The 17847-nt window shown below is 44.6% G+C and carries 12 protein-coding genes; 9 read left to right on the top strand and 3 right to left on the bottom strand.

What is annotated here, in order from left to right:
- Positions 1-1447: 1447 nt before the first annotated feature.
- The 6 genes from E5S67_RS04020 to E5S67_RS03995 all read left to right on the top strand — a co-directional run bounded on the left by E5S67_RS04020 (position 1448) and on the right by E5S67_RS03995 (position 12016).
- The gene (locus tag E5S67_RS04020; RefSeq protein ID WP_172185730.1) at positions 1448-7522 is read left to right on the top strand and encodes a hybrid sensor histidine kinase/response regulator; all 6075 of its coding nucleotides are present in this window, start codon (positions 1448-1450) and stop codon (positions 7520-7522) included.
- A 9-nt stretch (positions 7523-7531) separates the two neighbouring features.
- Positions 7532-9031, top strand: a complete 1500-nt coding sequence (locus E5S67_RS04015) for a hybrid sensor histidine kinase/response regulator (protein WP_172185728.1) — start codon at positions 7532-7534, stop codon at positions 9029-9031.
- A 152-nt stretch (positions 9032-9183) separates the two neighbouring features.
- Positions 9184-9594, top strand: a complete 411-nt coding sequence (locus E5S67_RS33120) for a TdeIII family type II restriction endonuclease (RefSeq protein ID WP_172185726.1) — start codon at positions 9184-9186, stop codon at positions 9592-9594.
- Positions 9585-9875 carry a TdeIII family type II restriction endonuclease gene (locus E5S67_RS33115; RefSeq protein ID WP_246276618.1) on the top strand — a complete coding sequence of 97 codons (291 nt, stop codon included), beginning with the start codon at positions 9585-9587 and terminating at the stop codon, positions 9873-9875. Before E5S67_RS33120 ends, E5S67_RS33115 begins: the two co-directional genes overlap by 10 nt.
- Positions 9876-9923: 48 nt before the next feature.
- Positions 9924-11099: a DNA (cytosine-5-)-methyltransferase gene (locus E5S67_RS04000; RefSeq protein ID WP_172185724.1), complete on the top strand. Its 1176-nt coding sequence runs from the start codon at positions 9924-9926 to the stop codon at positions 11097-11099.
- 26 nt (positions 11100-11125) lie between these two features.
- Positions 11126-12016 (top strand): flavodoxin, encoded by an 891-nt coding sequence (locus tag E5S67_RS03995; RefSeq protein ID WP_172185722.1) that lies wholly within the window; start codon positions 11126-11128, stop codon positions 12014-12016.
- 80 nt (positions 12017-12096) lie between these two features.
- Here the strand turns inward: E5S67_RS03995 and hisB are convergent, their stop codons facing one another.
- Both hisB and fabI read right to left on the bottom strand, forming a co-directional pair.
- Complete coding sequence (hisB, locus tag E5S67_RS03990; RefSeq protein ID WP_172185744.1) at positions 12097-12735, bottom strand: imidazoleglycerol-phosphate dehydratase HisB; 639 nt, start codon at positions 12733-12735, stop codon at positions 12097-12099.
- A 207-nt stretch (positions 12736-12942) separates the two neighbouring features.
- Positions 12943-13719 (bottom strand): enoyl-ACP reductase FabI, encoded by a 777-nt coding sequence (gene fabI / locus E5S67_RS03985; RefSeq protein ID WP_172185720.1) that lies wholly within the window; start codon positions 13717-13719, stop codon positions 12943-12945.
- Positions 13720-14059: 340 nt separating this feature from the next.
- On the opposite strand from fabI, the gene ntcA reads away from it, so the two are divergent.
- From ntcA to E5S67_RS03970, 3 genes are all read left to right on the top strand, one after another.
- Complete coding sequence (ntcA, locus tag E5S67_RS03980) at positions 14060-14725, top strand: global nitrogen regulator NtcA (protein ID WP_006634020.1); 666 nt, start codon at positions 14060-14062, stop codon at positions 14723-14725.
- A 77-nt stretch (positions 14726-14802) separates the two neighbouring features.
- Entirely contained in the window at positions 14803-16494 is a 1692-nt protein-coding gene (locus E5S67_RS03975; protein ID WP_172185718.1) for a DUF3084 domain-containing protein, read from the top strand.
- A gap of 295 nt (positions 16495-16789) precedes the next feature.
- Positions 16790-17185, top strand: coding sequence for a pre-16S rRNA-processing nuclease YqgF (locus E5S67_RS03970; RefSeq protein ID WP_172185742.1), 396 nt, complete (start codon positions 16790-16792; stop codon positions 17183-17185).
- 133 nt (positions 17186-17318) lie between these two features.
- Here the strand turns inward: E5S67_RS03970 and E5S67_RS03965 are convergent, their stop codons facing one another.
- Positions 17319-17789, bottom strand: coding sequence for a hypothetical protein (locus E5S67_RS03965; RefSeq protein WP_172185716.1), 471 nt, complete (start codon positions 17787-17789; stop codon positions 17319-17321).
- Between the last annotated feature and the right edge of the window lie 58 nt (positions 17790-17847).

The raw sequence follows: 17847 nt of genomic DNA, 5'->3' as shown, positions 1-17847 counted from the left end.
TCTATTCGACTCTCCTCGGACAGCCGTTATCAATTGGCATCGGAACCAGTGGATGAAAGGTGGGTTGGCACTAACCCTATTGGTCACTCTACTGCTGCTAAGCAAGGTCAGATTTGCTAGAAGAAGACTTTAGTATTGAGTCGTGTCGTCGAAGGTAGAAGCAAAAATCAAAAATTATCGACTGTACCAGTTCAAAGGGCAGAATGTGGATTCAAATGCAGCGGATAGACCGAAACGCTTTCTGCTTCGTTTCAAGTTCTCTGCCGCCGCTGATTTGAGTAGTTAGACCGCTATATATGCAACATAAGTACAGGTTGTAATCCAATGAGGCTAATCATTGGATGTTCTAAGCTTTTCCCGATTTAACTTGCATAGTTTGGATGCTAAACTCCAGTTGCAGCCTTACTCTAGCCAAAAAACTAGATGTGGTGCAGCTTAATTGGAACTTCTAGAGGTTGCAGGTACGACCAATGCTTGGAAAGTAAAGTGTACCGCTAGATTTATAGTTTGAAATCTGATACAAGCGCTCGCATTCTATCCTTCAACTTAGTCCTGTAGAGAGAGGAAAGTCTTAGAACTGCCTACTAAAACACAATCAAATTGTCTACCAATTTGAAGCATTTGAATGTTTTTCACGAAAGCAGATGCGGAATGCTAGGGAATTTAAGCTGCAAACAATCAGAGAGGATTTGTTGTGAAATCTCGAAGACTGCAATCATGGTTCCGCGATCGCTCCCAACACCCCAATTTTTGGGAAACTAAACCCAAACCCACAACCTCAACACCTCCGCCATGCCCAAACTCCCTGAGTGCGTAGGCGTAAGCCGGGGCGGAGCCATCGCTGTCTCCTCTACGCCCGCAACCTACCCTTAATCTGTGCAGTTCATCCCACAGGCTCAGACACCGACACTTGCGCCGACTTTTGAGCAAACCCCAACGCCCAACCCGATCAACTGTGCGAACCCGAAGGGGCAAGCTACTATGGCGGCGAATTGATTCTGCAACGCCCGGCAACGGTGGATACCAGAGAAACAGTTAGAACTTTTGGATACCCACCCACTGTTTACTGGCCGGTGTCCCCAATGTGAAATGACTTACCCCCAGTATGAAACACCGCCTGTTCATTGGGATTGTTCGGCTTGCGGATGGATCGATGATTCGGTTTGAGGCGATGGTTCACAACGATAATTAATTATCAGCAGCGGGAAAACACTCGATCGACACCCCACTGGAAAGTGCAGCCGACTAATCCCCCAACAAACACCCAAAACGCGCATTGAGGCAGCACAGTTAACAACACAATCTCATGAGGCCACGATTGCCAGAAGCCAACATGAGCTCACTTTTGTTGAGTAAATTACTATGTTACAATCAGCTCCAATAATATTTAAGTTTTAAAATCGGTCTTAACCTCACGCTCAATTCCCTTGCGATCGGTAGAATAACAATGACTATCAACTTAGCTGGCTATCAATTTGTTGAAACCCTCCACAGCGGGATAAGAACTTCAGTCGATCGCGCTCGGAAGGATTCGGACTTTTCCAGCGTGATCGTCAAAACGCTAAAGGCTGAGTATCCCACTCTTTCTGACATCACCCGCTTGCGGCACGAATATCAAATTCTGCACAGCTTGAACGTAGAAGCGATCATCAAAGCCATTAGTTTAGAAAGCTATAAAAACGGTTTAGCACTGATATTAGAAGATTCCGGCTCCGAGTCTCTCAACGATTGGATGAAGGGTAAAAAACTCACAATCATTCAATTTCTTTCTTTGGGTCTCCAGCTTGTCTCTGCCTTAGCAGAAACCCATAAACATAACATTATTCATAAAGATGTAAAGCCACAAAATATTATTATCAACCCAGCGACTGAAAAAGTTAAAATTATTGATTTCAGCATCGCTTCGCGCCTGGAGCGAGAAAATTCGACGCTCAGCCATCCAGATTTGCTCGAAGGCACACTCGCCTATATGTCGCCCGAACAAACTGGCCGGATGAATCGGTCAATTGACTACCGCACTGATTTTTATTCACTAGGCGTTACCTTCTATAAAATGCTCACAGGCGAGTTGCCCTTTAATTCTACAGACCCGCTGGAATTGGTACACAGCCATATTGCCAAAACTCCCATTCCCCCCCACCAGCTAAATCCTGAAATCCCACCACAAATTTCAGCGATTGCGATGAAGTTATTAGCTAAAAATGCTGAAGACCGCTACCAAAGCACTGAGGGACTAAAATTTGACTTAGAAACTTGCTTGATAAAGCTACAGGCTAGCGGATATATATCTAACTTTGTTGTTGGAAGTGCGGATAAAGCAGGGCAATTAAATATACCGCAAAAGCTCTACGGTCGCGACCAAGAAATTGAAAAAATTCTAGAAACTTTCGATCGCGTTGCCAGTGGCACCACCGAATTAATGCTGGTTTCCGGTTATTCCGGTATAGGCAAAACAGTTTTAGTCAATGAAGTTCACAAACCCATTGTGCGGCAACGAGGCTATTTTATTGCGGGGAAATTTGACCAGTTCAAGCGCAATATTCCTTATGCTTCCCTGATTCAAGCATTCCAATCCTTAACTCAGCAACTTCTAACCGAAAGCGAAGCAGAAATCCAAACTTGGAAAGAAAAACTGTTATCCGCTTTAGGCGCTAACGGACAAGTCATCATTGATGTTATCCCTGAAGTCGAATTAATTATTGGCAAACAGCCACCCGTACCTGAGCTAGGGGCAACTGAAGCTCAAAACCGTTTCAGTCGCGTCTTTAAACAATTCATTGGCGTATTTACGACTATTAACCATCCCTTAGTTATCTTCCTCGATGACTTGCAGTGGGCGGATTCGGCATCGTTGAAATTAATTGAATTGCTAATAACTGATTCTGATAGCAAGTATTTATTGCTGATTGGGGCATATCGAGATAACGAAGTTTCTCCAACTCATCCGACGATGCAAACAATTGACAAGATTCGCCAAACTGGTGCGACGGTGAATAATATTGTCCTTCAACCATTACACCTGGTTGATGTCGAAGAATTAATTGCAGATACCTTAAATGAATCGGGCGGTTCGGAATCCCTGTCTGTAAAGACGCGAAATTTCGCGTCTCTACTTTTTAATAAAACGCAGGGCAATCCTTTCTTCTTAAGTCAACTCCTCAAAACTCTCTATCAAGAAGATTTGTTGACTTATAACTTCACCCCCCTAATCCCCCCTTACCAAGGGGGGACAAAGGGGGGTTGGCAATGGAATATCGAGCAAATTCAAGCGATCGGTATCACCGATTACAATGTTGTCGAACTGATTGCTAGAAACATACGCAAATTGCCCGAAGATACACAAAAAGTATTAAAACTTGCTGCTTGTATTGGCAACACTTTTAACTTAGAAGTTTTGGCGATTGTCAATCAGGAATCATCCTTAGTCACGGCGGCACAATTGTGGGCAGCACTTCAAGCTGGGTTGATTTTACCTTTGAGCAATGAATACAAAATTCCCCTCGTATTTAGTCAGGAAGAATCGGGCGGTTTTACCTTAACTGATGTGAAGGTTGACTACAAGTTTTTACATGACCGAGTGCAGCAAGCTGCCTATTCTTTGATTCCAGATGAGCAGAAAAAAGAGACCCACTTAAAAATCGGTCAACTGCTGCTGCAAAGTACAACGCCAGAAGGCCGAAAAGAAAATATTTTCGCTTTAGTTAACCAACTCAATTATGGTACTGACTTACTTACCACTGAATCCCAAAAATATGAACTAGCCCAATTGAATCTGATTGCAGGTCAGAAAGCGAAAGCTGCTACAGCCCACGATTCCGCCGTCAAATATTTGCAAGTGGGTTTATCTCTGCTAGCGGTAGATAGTTGGGACAATCGGTATGAACTGGCATTAAGGCTGCATGAGGAAGCAGCAGAGTCAGCATATTTGAGTGGTGATTTTGACGGAATGCAGAGATTCGTTGAGATAGTACAAAACTGTGCCAAAACGCTATTGGACATAGTAAAAGTGTACGAAGTCCAGATTCAAGCTTATATGGGGCAGAACAAGCTGATCGAAGCATTGAATACGGGGCTGCAAGTCTTAAAGCAGTTGGAGGTAGAGTTTCCCGACTCGCCAAACCCATCTGATATTGGGCAGGCGCTGGGGGAAACTGCGACAATTTTGAGCGGAACCCGAATTGAGGACTTAATCGATCTCCCTGAAATGACCGATCCTTATCAATTAGCAGCCATCAGGATTTTGTCAAGTATATTTTCTGCTTGCTATTCTGGGATGCCCGTACTGGTGCCTTTAACCGTGTGCAAACAGGTCAATTTATCCGTTGAATATGGCAATGCTTCTGTGTCTCCCTTTGCATATGCGGTATATAGTCTTCTTCTTTGCGGGGCGGTAGGAGATATTGAGCGGGGCTATGAGTTCGGCCAATTAGCTTTACGTCTAGTGTCAAAGTTAAATGCCAAAGAAATCGAAGTCAAGACTTGCCACTTGGTGTATGCTGCCGTTCAACATTGGAAAGAACACGTCCGGAATACCTTAGAACCTTTCCTGTCAGCTTTCTCTAGCGGGCTAGAAACTGGAGATTTAGAATATGCTGGCTATGCCGTCATGGTGTGGAGTCATTACTCGTTTTTTGTTGGTAAGCAACTAATGCAACTCGAACGAGAGATAGCAACTTACACCGATGCCATTCATAAAATTAGCCAAGAAACAGCGCTTAATAATACAAAAATCTGTTGGCAAGCCGTCTTAAACATGATGGGAAAAAGCGAAAATTTATGCCAGTTAAAGGGGGAAGTATACGACGCAGAGAAAATGCTGCCGCTATATCAGCAAACCAACAACCAACTGGCAATTCATTACTTATACTTGCACAAACTTGCGCTTTGTTATGTGTTTGAGAATTACCAGGAAGCCTTAAAAAATATCCCTCAAGTAGAAAGTTCTTTCGGATCATCGACAGGGCAGCTAACTGTTGTTATCTTCTATTTCTACGATTCTCTAGTACGGCTAGCTGTGTATGATGAAACTTCGCAGTCCGACCAACAGGACCTTCTTAACCGAGTACAAGCTAATCAAGAGAAATTGCAAAAATGGGCACATCATGCCCCAATGAATCATTTGCATAAATTCTATTTAGTAGAGGCAGAAAAGTATCGTGTTTTAGGCGAAAAAGTAGAAGCGATCGAGATGTACGACAAAGCGATCGCTCTTGCCAAAGAAAACGAGTACATCAACGAAGAAGCATTGGCTCACGAACTCGCTGCTAAATTCTATTTGTCATGGGGTAAAGAAAAGATTGCCCGCACCTACATGACCGATGCTTATTATGCCTATATGCGCTGGGGAGCTTTAGCTAAAGTTAAACATCTAGAAGAAAAATACCCGCAATTAATAGCGCGATCCTCTGTGGTCACCGAAACCCCTTTCAACCCTACGATGACAATTGCTCCTTTGACCATTACAGGGGCTCAAACAGAGTTGCTAGACTTGGCAACTGTAATGAAAGCATCTAGTGCCATTTCTAGCGAAATTGTTCTACCTAACTTGCTCATCAAGTTAATGAAAATTTTGATAGAAAATGCAGGCGCTGAAACGGGAGCGCTTATTTTCTCAAAAGAGGGTCAACTTGTTATAGAAGCGGCGGGGACTAAAGATCGAGTCCGAGTGCTGGAATCTTTACCAGTATCAACTTCGGGGCTAGTGCCTATCTCGGTACTTAATTACGTCACCAGAACTCAGAAAGATGTCGTTTTAAATGATTCCAGCCGCGAGGAAATCTTTAACGCCGACCCCTACATTGCCCAACACAAACCAAAATCAATTTTGTGTGCGCCTATCCTATATCAAGGTAAGTTAAGTGCCATCCTGTACCTAGAAAACAACGTGATTGCTGGCGCTTTCACGCCGAAGCGGGTAGAAGTGTTGCGGATGCTATCGGGACAAGCTGCGATCGCCTTAGAGAATGCCAACCTCTATCACACTTTAGAAGTCAAAGTAGAAGAGCGAACCGAGGAATTAAAAGCCAAAAATACGCGCCTAGAAGTAGAAGTTCAAGAGAGACAGCGAGCCGAGCAAGCAGCAGAAGCCGCAAACCGCGCCAAGAGCCAATTTCTCGCCAACATGAGCCACGAACTTCGCACGCCGCTCAACGGCATTTTAGGTTATACCCAAATCCTCAAACGAGACATAGATTTAACCAGCCAGCAAATTTCTGGTATTAACATCATTCATCAGTGTGGCGAACACCTCCTAACTCTGATCAATGACGTTCTAGACCTCTCCAAAGTCGAAGCCGGAAAAATGGAACTCTACCTCACCGAGTTTCACCTGTCAGACTTTCTGCAAGGCATTGTTGAAATCTGCCAGATTCGCGCCCAACAGAAGGGAATCTCTTTGATTTACGAACCGCTAGCTCAACTTCCCACTTGCGTCCAAGCCGATGAAAAAAGGTTGCGGCAAATTCTCATCAACTTACTCGGCAATGCCGTAAAATTCACCGAAAAAGGAGGCGTTACTTTCAAAGTAGACAGACTGGAGACTCAGCAATCTTTGCCATCACCAATTTCCAATTCCCAATCCCTACCAGCGAAATTTATTTTCCAAGTAGAAGATACAGGCATTGGCATCGGGCCGGACGAACTATCAAAAATATTTTTGCCCTTCGAGCAAGCCAGCGGTTCATTTCGCCAGATAGAGGGAACAGGATTAGGGCTGGCAATTAGTCGCCAATTGGTGGAGATGATGGGCGGCGAACTGAAAGTACAAAGCTCTTTAGGTAAAGGCAGTATTTTCTGGTTTGAGTTAGAGTTGCCTCTTACCGAAAGCTGGGAAGGGTATCAAAAAGAACCTGAAAAAATTATCAGGGGTTTCTCAGGCGATCGGCAAAAAATTTTAGTAGTAGACGATCGCTGGGAAAATCGCTCTGTCTTAGTTAATCTTTTAGCTCCTATTGGGTTTGAATTAATGGAGGCAACGGACGGTCAAGACTGCGTGAATAAAGCGCTGTTATTTCAACCTGACTGTATTATAATTGACTTAGTAATGCCAGTCATGGACGGCTTTGAAGCGGTGAGGCGGATCAGAAAAATCCCTCCATTGAAGGATGTAATTGCGATCGGAACTTCTGCTAGCATTTTATCCGGCGATCCCCAAAGCATTTTCCAGGCTGGTTGCAACGCTTTTCTCCTCAAACCAATTCGGGCAGAAAAGTTATTAGAATGCTTGGGCAACCATTTATGTTTAGAATGGGTTTATCAGGAGCGAGCAACTTTCAGTTCAGAAGGTATCTTCGCCGATCCCCCTTCCCAAATCCAAGACCAGAAACTGATTCCTCCCCCTTCGGAAGAAGTTGCAGTCCTGTTCGATTTAGCCATGAAAGGTGAGATCCTCAGTATTGAGCAGCGAGCCAGCAAGCTAAAGGCAATAGATACGCGTTATGCACCTTTTGCCAATCAGTTGCTTGAATTAAGCAAAAATTTTGAAGAAGACAAATTAGTAGAATTTGTTCAACAGTTTAGATGAGGACTAAAAATGACTAGCGAATCTTTAGACAGAGGAACCATTTTAATTGTGGATGATACGCCCACTAATCTGGGTTCAGTATTGGATTTTTTGACCGCATCTGGCTTCACTGTTTGGGTAGCTCGCAGTGGGTCTAGCGCTCTCAAAAAAGTGCAATATTCCCAGCCGGATTTAATTTTGTTGGATGTTCTGATGCCAGAAATGGACGGATTTAAAACCTGTCAAAATCTGAAAGCGAATGACTTAACTAAAGATATCCCAGTCATTTTTATGACCGCGCTGGACGATACAGAAAGCAAAGTCAAAGGCTTTAATGTGGGGGGAGTTGATTATATCACTAAGCCCCTTCAACACGAAGAAGTTTTAGCTCGGGCTATCACGCACCTGAATCTGCGCAATCTAACTAAACAGCTTCAGGCGCAAATTGTCGAGCGCGAGCGAGCGCAAGCCGACTTACAAGTTTTGGCACAAGAGCTAGAGACGCGAGTAGAAGAGCGCACCGCTGAACTTTCCCAAACGAATCAACGCCTCAAGCAGGAGGCTGCTGAACGCAAGCTTGCAGAAGCAGCTTTGCAAGCATCGGAAGCGCGAGAGCGGCACAAAGCCCTACAGCTCGAAAATTCCCTCCACGAACTCAAGCAGGTGCAAAGCCAGCTCATTCAGAGCGAAAAAATGTCCGGGCTAGGCCAACTCGTAGCTGGCGTAGCTCATGAAATCAATAATCCAATTAATTTTATTTATGGAAATCTTTCCTATGCTCTGGAATATTCAAAAGCTTTGGTCACTATCCTTGACCTCTACGAAAAGCACTATCCTAATCCGGCTCCAGATATACAAGCAGAAATCGCAACAAGCGAGCTAGATTATCTCAAAGACGACTTGCCTAAATTGTTCAAATCGATGTACTTAGGAGCCGATCGCATCCGCGAAATCGTTTTATCTTTGCGCCTCTTCGCACGGCAAGAAGGATATGAAATGAGATCGGTCAACCTTCACGAAGGCATAGACAGCACGCTGATGATTTTACAGAGCAGGCTAAAATTTAAGTCAGACCGCCCCTCGATTGAAGTGGTGCGGGACTATTGCCCAAACCTGCCCGAAGTGGACTGTTATGGGGGAGAAATGAATCAGGTATTTATGAATGTACTTGCAAATGCGATCGATGCTATTGACGAGTGGAACACGCAGAGATCGCTAGAAGAAATTAAAGCAAATCCTAGCGTGATTCGGATTAGCACAGAAGTAACAAGCAGCAATTGCGTAGCTGTCCGAATTGTGGACAATGGGCCAGGCATCTCGGAAGAGGTTCGTCGCCACGTATTTAACCCGTTTTTTACGACAAAACCCCCCGGTAAGGGCACAGGGATTGGGTTGTCGATTAGCTGGCAAATTGTAGTGGAAAAACACCGGGGAAGCTTGGGGTGTATTTCTGCACCAGGCAGGGGAACAGAGTTTACTATTCAGATTCCGATTGGGCAAGAGTCTCCTGTCTTGTCGCTGTCAGCTTGATGCTCTGCAAAAAAGTTAGTGAATCCATCGGGTTGATTTTTTAGACTGCGCCCCAATCTAGCAAAATTAACAGAAGTTGTGCGGTCGGTGCTTGTCAAGTTTCCTCACCAACGCCAGTCATCCCAGGGGTCACAAACTAAAAAACCCAGGGCTTGCCGGGACTGCGTGCGATCGTCCCGTCAGAGTTGCTACGGATTAACGAGTTTGAAAGAGGTTTCAGCAGCAGCTTGGGCACAACTTATGAAGAATGTGCAAAACTCATTGCTTTGGAACATCACCTAGAAGCAAGCAGAAACTATGAAATTTCTGGCGAAGTTAGCATAGAGGCTATCAATGAAATTGAGCGTCAGATAGGGCTATTTGAACAGTCAGCAGGCAAAAATGGAAATAAACCTGCTTTTGAAGAAATGATAGAAGCTGTTCTTGAGGCTCAAAAAACGAACCATTTAGTTAGGCGATCGGTCAAAGCAGATTTGTATGTGCTATCCCATGACGGGAGCAAATTTTTATTTGAATTGAAATTAAACGATCGAAACCCAACAAAGGACAATGCTTGGAGGTAATTCAACGCCTGCTGAGATATCATTTACTGTGCGGACTGTCTCGGCCCGATGCTCAATCTTATTATGCTATGGCTTACAATTCTTACGGACCAAATCGTTCAGATTATAAATGGTCAGTGGCAAGGAAGTACACGCCCTTTGAACAAGCTGTCATTATGGGACATGAGTTTTGGAATATTATAGGGGGAGAGACTGCTTACGAAGAACTTTTGGATATATATCAAGGAATTGGGCGGGAGAAGGGTAAGCATATGCTTGATGCTCTTGCTTTTGGATTTTAGTAAAGTACAATTTTCCTTCCAGCAATATCTAGTCTTGAGGCAAAACCTGTGATTAACAACCAACCGATAACTATTAGTCTCTTTGCTGGAGCATACGGTTTAGATTTAGGTCTAGAACAAGCAGGATTTCAGACAGTAAGTTTAGTAGAAATCGAACCTGATGCTACCAAAACAATCTCTCTAAATCGTCGTCATTTATCCGTATCTGCTGTACCGAGAGATATTTGCGAAGTCAGCGCCCAAACTCTCTTACAAGAAGGCGGACAAATCTTAGGTTTAGATAGGCCTCTGCGCGCTGATGAAGTAGATTTAGTGACTGGTGGTCCCCCGTGCCAATCCTTCAGCACAGCCGGAAAACGCGGGTCTGTAGGCGATCCGCGCGGCAGCTTATTTATGGATTTCATACGCATTGTTGACGAAATCCAACCGCGCTTTTTTATCATGGAAAATGTTAAGGGGTTGCTGTCAGCTCCGATTCGACACCGACCTCACGATCGCAGAGGTTTAGGTTGCCCCCAGTTAGAAGCTGATGAGATGCCCGGTGCAGCTTTACAAGTGATTTTGGCAGAAATGAAACGCATTGGTTATGAAGTTGTGTATGATTTGCTCAATACTGCTGATTACGGCGTTCCTCAAGTTAGAGAAAGAGTAATTTTTATTGGTTATAAAGGTAATGATTTAGTTACTTTGCCGCTCCCAAATTACAGTCAAAAAGGTATTGGTAAAAAAACCAAATGGCTGACGCTTAGAGAAGGATTAAAAGATTTAGTAGATTCTCAGCCAGAATTTGTCCCTTACTCAGAAAGTCGCCTCAAGTATTTGCGCCTGTTAACAGCAGGTCAAAACTGGAGGGATTTACCCAGCGAATTACAACAAGAAGCAATGGGAGGAGCTTATAAATCTGAAGGCGGTAAAGTGGGTTTTTATCGGCGCTTGGCATGGGATAAACCGTCGCCTACTGTCACAACGAGTCCCCATCAAAAGGCTACAGATATGTGTCATCCCGATGAATTGCGCCCTTTGAGCGTCAGGGAGTGCGCCCGAATTCAAACGTTTCCAGACGATTGGGTTTTTTATGGATCGACTGCTTCTAAATACCGACAAATTGGGAATGCAGTTGCGGTATTATTGGGAGAGGCGATCGGTCAATACCTTTGTCAGGTAATTAAGGGCGATAGAGTTAGAGGACGAGAAATAATTCAACAGCTTTCTCTTTTCATTTAAATAATATTTAAAATAGGGTTTTAATTATGATGAAGGTTGCTACAATAGCATATAACAACGTTGCGATTCAGTTATCGATCGAAGAAGTGGAATTTTTCCTGAAACTTGTTCAGGAAGTGCAACAGGTAATACCACATAGTTTTACAACAAGAGTGGCTGTATCTCCCAGACAGGCTAGAGGTTTTTTTGAATGTATTCTTCAAGAGATTAAACAGTCCGGTGAAAGCTTGATGACAATTAGCTTTTTGTTTCAGGAAATGTGTCTATTGCAGAATTTATTGAATGAAGCTTGTAACGCGATAGTCATCAATGATTTTGAAATAAAATTAGGGAAGTCTAAAGAAGAAGAAAAAAAAATTTTAGAGTGGGTGTGTAATGTGACAAAAGAGATGGAAGCTCTTAAGGAAGCCAGAAGAGCTTCATATATGCCCTCTCCTTCAAATCTACCGAAATTAAAGGAGGCGAATAAATGTTGTCTTGAGGCTGACGGATACCTGATTACTTTTTATATAAGAAAACTTCTGTCTACTCAAAATGTTGTTAATCTATTTATCGTCTTAAGCATTGACACGACTCAGCTTGTTGAATTTTCCATCAGTTCTGTGCCCAAACCAATTGAGGTTGAAGATTTATGCGCTCTTATCAAAACCTTTGAACAATACATTGAGCTTTCTGACCAAGAGTTGGCAGCTTTAGAAAGCCCTTTTCAAATTTTTAATAGTAGCATTTTTCAATTATATACTTTAGAAACAGATATTACCTCAGACAATGAAAAGTATGCTATTGTGAATTTTATGCTACCTTTAGCTAATTCTAGACATAGCATTGTGAAGCCTTTTATAGGTGTTAAAGGAGCCGTTACTTTCAGAAATATTTGTAGCTTTACCTCATCAATGCGAAATATATTAACTGAGTAATGCTCAAAAATCCGAGAGTGATATCCCTATTTTGATTTACAGGTTCGTAGTAGCGCCCAAACGCTACTACAAACCACATACTACAAAACTCCTTTAGAACTCGGAATCCGACTGGCGCGCCGGGGATCGATTTCTACCGCCATCCGCAGAGCTCGCGCAAATGCTTTAAACGCCGCTTCTACAATGTGATGAGAATTTCCCCCCTGCAACTGTCGAATGTGCAGTGTCATCTGAGTGTGGTTCACCACCGCCGAAAAAAACTCTTTCACTAATTCAGTATCGTAAGTGCCGATCCGCTGGTTGGGAATTTCCAAGCTGTAACTTAAGTGAGGCCGTCCCGAAAAGTCTAGCACTACTTCAATTAAAGCTTCATCCAAAGGTGCGATGAAATGCCCGAAGCGAGAAATGCCCGATCGATCCCCGACAGCTTTTGCTAGCGCTTGGCCTAACGTAATTCCCACATCCTCGTTCGTGTGGTGGTCGTCAATCTCCAAATCCCCGATCGCCTGCACGTCCAAATCGATCAATCCGTGAGAAGCAATCTGGTGCAACATATGGTCTAAAAACGGAATCCCCGTAGAGGCCTTGCAAGTTCCCACACCGTCGAGATTGAGGCTGGCCGTGACATCCGTTTCCAGTGTCGTGCGTTTCACTAAGGCGGCCCTACCTGGTTGAACTGAACTTGCAGGAGGCACAGAAGGGCGATCGATTATCTCCATAATTCGCAATTGGTCATTCATTAGTTATTGATAATTAGTAATTGAAGATTAGAGCTTGATCGGCGCTGATTCTCAAGTGTTTAGTTAAGAGAATTATGCAAAACTCAAAACTATCGAAAGGGGCGGTTGTTGAATAAAACTTACTTGTTAAAGTAAAAGTTTATTGTCTAAACCCGCCCCTACATAACTCAAAACTCTCGACTACCGTTACATTCCCATGATTTCGTAACCGGCATCGACATACAAAACTTGACCCGTAATTCCGCTAGCGAGATTGCTGCACAGAAAAGCCGCAGCATTTCCCACTTCCTGCTGAGTCACCGTCCGCCGCAGCGGCGCCACTTCCTCAACGTGGTGGATCATGTCCAGAATACCCCCAACTGCTGACGAAGCAAGAGTCCGAATTGGGCCTGAAGAAATCGCATTTACCCGAATATTTAACGGGCCGAGTTCAGCAGCTAGATAGCGAACATTCATTTCCAAAGCCGCCTTAGCAATTCCCATCACATTATAATTAGGAACTACCCGGACGCCACCCAAATAAGTCAGGGTCACAATACTGCCGCCCTCGGCCATCAGGGGTTTAGCAGCAGCACAAAGCCGCACCAGCGAGTAAGCGCTAATATCTAAAGCATTGGAGAAACCTTGGCGCGAGGTGTTGGTGAAATCTCCCGACAACTCGTCCTTGCCGGCAAAAGCCAGACAGTGGATTAGGATATCTAACTTGCCCCACTTGTCGGCGATGGTTTGAAAAGTGGACTCAATTTCGCTCTCGTCTTGGACATTGCAGGGCAAATACAGACTTGGATTGAGCGGTTCCACCAGTTCTGCGACTTTGCGCTCGTGCTTGCCTTTCTCGTCCTTCAAAAAAGTTATGCCGAGATTGGCCCCAGCTTTGTGGAGCTGCTGAGCTATGCCCCAGGCGATCGAGCGATTGTTGGCAATGCCCGTAACAAGAGCATTTTTTCCGGTCAAATCTATCATCTGTATTTCTTCTAGAAGCAACTTGCACCGTTCTCATTGGCTCTATGCGACAACCCCGCCTGTTGAGACACAACTGATTCAGATTTAACTGATTCAGACACAATTGAGGCACAAGTGAGACACAATTGAGACACAATTGATATTAATTTTGCTGTGGAGCTACATGGAGGCGGAATTGAAAAAGTTAAGAGAAGGGCTAGATTTAATCATACAGCGTGTGTTTACCTTAACATTAGATGGAAGTAACAGAATCCTTGCATATTGGAGGTTGGGAAGTATATTTACTCAATAAGCTTAATCGGCAAGTTATAAAGTATTGATTAGTACAAAGGATCTAGTCGTGACGCATGATAGACCGCTAGCAGCCGTGTTCCGCCAAATCAGCGGCGGGGCGTTTCCACCCATTGTGGAAACCTTTGAACGGGGCAAGACAATTTTTTTCCCTGGAGACCCGGCTGAGCGCGTCTACGTTCTCATTAGAGGTGCTGTGAAGCTCTCTAGGGTGTACGAAGCAGGGGAAGAAATTACAGTCGCCCTCCTGCGCGAAAATAGCGTATTTGGGGTGCTGTCTTTGATTACGGGACACCGATCGGACAGGTTTTACCACGCGGTAGCCTTTACGCCGGTGGAATTGATCTCGCTGCCGATCGAACAAGTCGAGAAAGCGCTCAAGGAAGACCCGGAACTGTCGATGGTGATGCTGCGGGGACTGTCGTCTCGGATTTTGCAAACCGAGATGATGATCGAAACGCTGGCCCACCGAGATATGGGTTCGAGACTCGTCAGCTTTTTGCTGATTCTGTGCCGGGACTTTGGCGTACCCGGTACAGAGGGGATTACGATTGATTTGAAGCTGTCCCACCAGGCCATCGCCGAAGCGATCGGCTCGACACGGGTAACGGTGACTCGTTTGCTGGGGGATCTCAGGCAAGAAACAATGATCTCGATCCACAAGAAAAAGATCACAGTCCACAACCCGGTGGCCTTAAGCCAGCAATTCACTTGATGCCGAGAAAGTATCGGATTTTGGATTTTGGATTTTAGATTCAATCCAAAATCCAAAATCCAAAATCTAAAATCGGAATGACTGCTGGATACATCCTGGTATTTGTAATTTTAGTGTTGGGGGGTGTGATCGCCACTGTCAGCGATCGCCTTGGGACGAAAGTCGGCAAGGCAAGGTTGAGCTTGTTCAAGCTTCGCCCCCGCGATACTGCTGTTGTGGTGACAGTGATGGCCGGCAGCATCTTGTCAGCACTGACTCTGGGCATTTTGTTTGCTACTAGCAAGCCGCTGCGAACGGGAGTTTTTAGAATAGACGAGATTCAAAAAAGGCTCAACAACGCGCGCAGAGAAATCAACCAGGCCACTCAAGAAAAAAATCGAGTTGAAACTGAATTAGCTCAAGCCAGAGCCGCTCAAGCGCAAGCTAGAGCCAATTTAGAGCAAATTAATCAATCCCTCCAAGCCGCTAATGCCGAGCAAGCTCGGACGCAAACAAAATTAAACTCGCTGCGGGCCCAGCTTAACAGCGTGCAAGCAGCCAAGTCTAAAACTGAACAGCAGTTAAGTCAGGTAGAAGCGGCTAAATCTCAGACAGAAGAACAGCTCAGCAGTGTGGAAGCGGCTAAATCCCGCACCGAAGAACAATTGAAACTGGTTGAAACGGCCCGATCGAGTACAAAAGCTCAGCTCGATCGCACTGAGAACCAATTAAAAACTGTTTCTGCTCAAAAAACGACTTTAGGCTCGGAAATTGCCCAACTGCAACAGGAACGGCAACAGTTAATCGAGCAGCGAGAGCAGGTAAAAGCTCAAATTGCCAAGCGAGACGCAGAAATTGCCAAGCGAGAGCGAGAAATTGCCAAGCGAGACGCAGAAATTGTCGATCGCAACGAACTAATTGCCCAGCGAGACAAGGAAATTGCCCAGCGGGTGCAAAATCTCGCCGAGCGCGATCGAATAATTGTCGAGCGCGACAAAGTAATTGCCGAGAGGGAAGCACTCTTAGAAACCTTGGCACAGCAACAAGCTCAACTCGAACAGCAACAAACTTTATTGCAGCAGCAAGTGCAAGTTTTGGAACGGGACTTTCAGGCAATTCGCGAGGGTACAGTTGCCATCAGGCGCGGTCAAATTTTAGCTGCTGGCGTCGTTCGTATTATCGAACCCGGTATGGCAAGTGGCGCGATCGATCGACTTTTGCGAGAAGCAAATAAAACCACCGTCGGACTCATGCAGCCGGAAAATAGGAAGGTTAGAGACCAGGTTATTCAAATTACTAAAGCAGAAATCGATCAACTAATTAGTCAGATTAAAGACGGGCAAGACTACGTGGTGCGGATTGTCGCCGGCGCTAATTACCTGCGGGAAGAAAAGGTAATTAAGGTATTTGCAGAAGCAGAAATCAATCGAGTTGTGTTCCGGGCTGGAGATGTAATTGCAGGGGTTGCTGTCGATCCGGTGACTTTGACCGACGAACAGGTGCGGCAGCAGTTGCTGCAATTGATAGAAGCTTGTCAATTTCGCGCTCGCCTGATCGGCGTTGTCGGCGGTAGAGTCCAAGTGGCCGACAATCGGGTTGAAACTTTAGCTAATTTTATCGAGCGGTTGCAGCAGTACGAGAAACAGGTGGATGTTCAGGCGATCGCCGCAGATGTCACTTACATCGCCGGCCCGCTTAAAATAGATTTAGTTGCTCGTGAAAACGGAGCCGTTGTTTTCCGCACCGGACAACAGAATCAAGGCCAAGGAGACTTGAAAATTAAAAAATAAATTTGGTAACTGGTAAGTGGTAACTGGTAAGTGGTAACTGATACCAATTCTAAAAATTAGTGAAACAGATAGATTGTATGCGAGCATTTGTAGGGACACGGCAATGCCGTGTCCGGCGCGGGGATTAGGACACGGCAATATAGATTGTATGCGAGCATCTGTAGGGACACGGCAATGCCGTGTCCGGCGCGGGGATTAGGACACGGCATTGCCGTGTCCCTACGGTTCCCTTTGACTTTTAATAATTGGTATAAAATTGAGGATTGTAGCAATATTTTTTTTAATTGATATGACTATGATTTTAGGTTTCGATCCAGGTAAAGACAAGTGCGGTATCGCCGTCATGAGTACAGATAACAATGTTTCCTACCATGAAGTTGTACCCTCCGAGAGTGCAATTTCGACTATTCAATCTCTGTGCGAACAGTTTTCAATTGAGTTATTGGTGCTCGGAGATCAAACGACTTCTAAGAGTTGGAAACAAAAATTGACGCAGAGTTTGTCGCCTGCGCTCAAAATTGTTCGAGTGGACGAGAGGTACAGCAGTTTGGAAGCCAAGGAACGCTACTGGCAAATGTACCCTCCGACGGGACTCGACCGCTTGATTCCCCAGGGAATGCGGACGCCGCCTAGACCAGTGGATGATATTGTGGCGATCGTCCTGATTGAGAGGTATTTGAATAAAAGTTAGTCAATTTTATAACCGTTACCACTGATTCTCTTTGATTATTAAGGAATCAATATATTTTTGCTGGTATTGAATTTTTCACTTAAATAAAATACACCCTAAATTTAGAGGATCGATCGTTGAATCACAATTAGTGCTACTTGAGAACACCTTCGGTCAAAATTACCTTACCATTCTGCCGGACTTGCAGCCGTTGGGGGTTAATCGAATAGATAATATTGCCGTTAGTCGCTTCATAAGTTCCGTCGTCACCTGTAGTTACTTGCATGACATTGATTTGGCTGCCATTTATTTTGCTGAGGCCGCGGTAAAAAATATCGCCTTCTTGGGTTTTGCAAATGTATATAGAAAAGTTGGGCGTTGCGAAAGATTGCACCATTTCTGCCCTCGGACATCCCTCAACTTGAGCAATTTGCAGCGGTCGATCATTCCCCAAATTCTTCGGTGCGATCGCCAGAACTTTCCCAATCGGTTCATTTAATGCAGTTGCTTGTGCTGAAGCGGTCAAAAAGCCGTGAAGCGAAGCTATCCCGAAGGGAATCGCACTAATGCCTGCCATAACTAGAACTACTCCTTTAATGCCCTTAACTCTATCTTTATAAAACATCTTGTCACTCCTGGTTTTAACTATATAATTACATCTTAAGCGATCTTTGCTGGATATT

Source organism: Microcoleus asticus IPMA8, assembly GCF_013179805.1.
Classification (GTDB): domain Bacteria; phylum Cyanobacteriota; class Cyanobacteriia; order Cyanobacteriales; family Microcoleaceae; genus Microcoleus; species Microcoleus asticus.
Note: the sequence above shows the minus strand (reverse complement) of the source record. Positions and strands in the feature narration are given on the sequence as shown.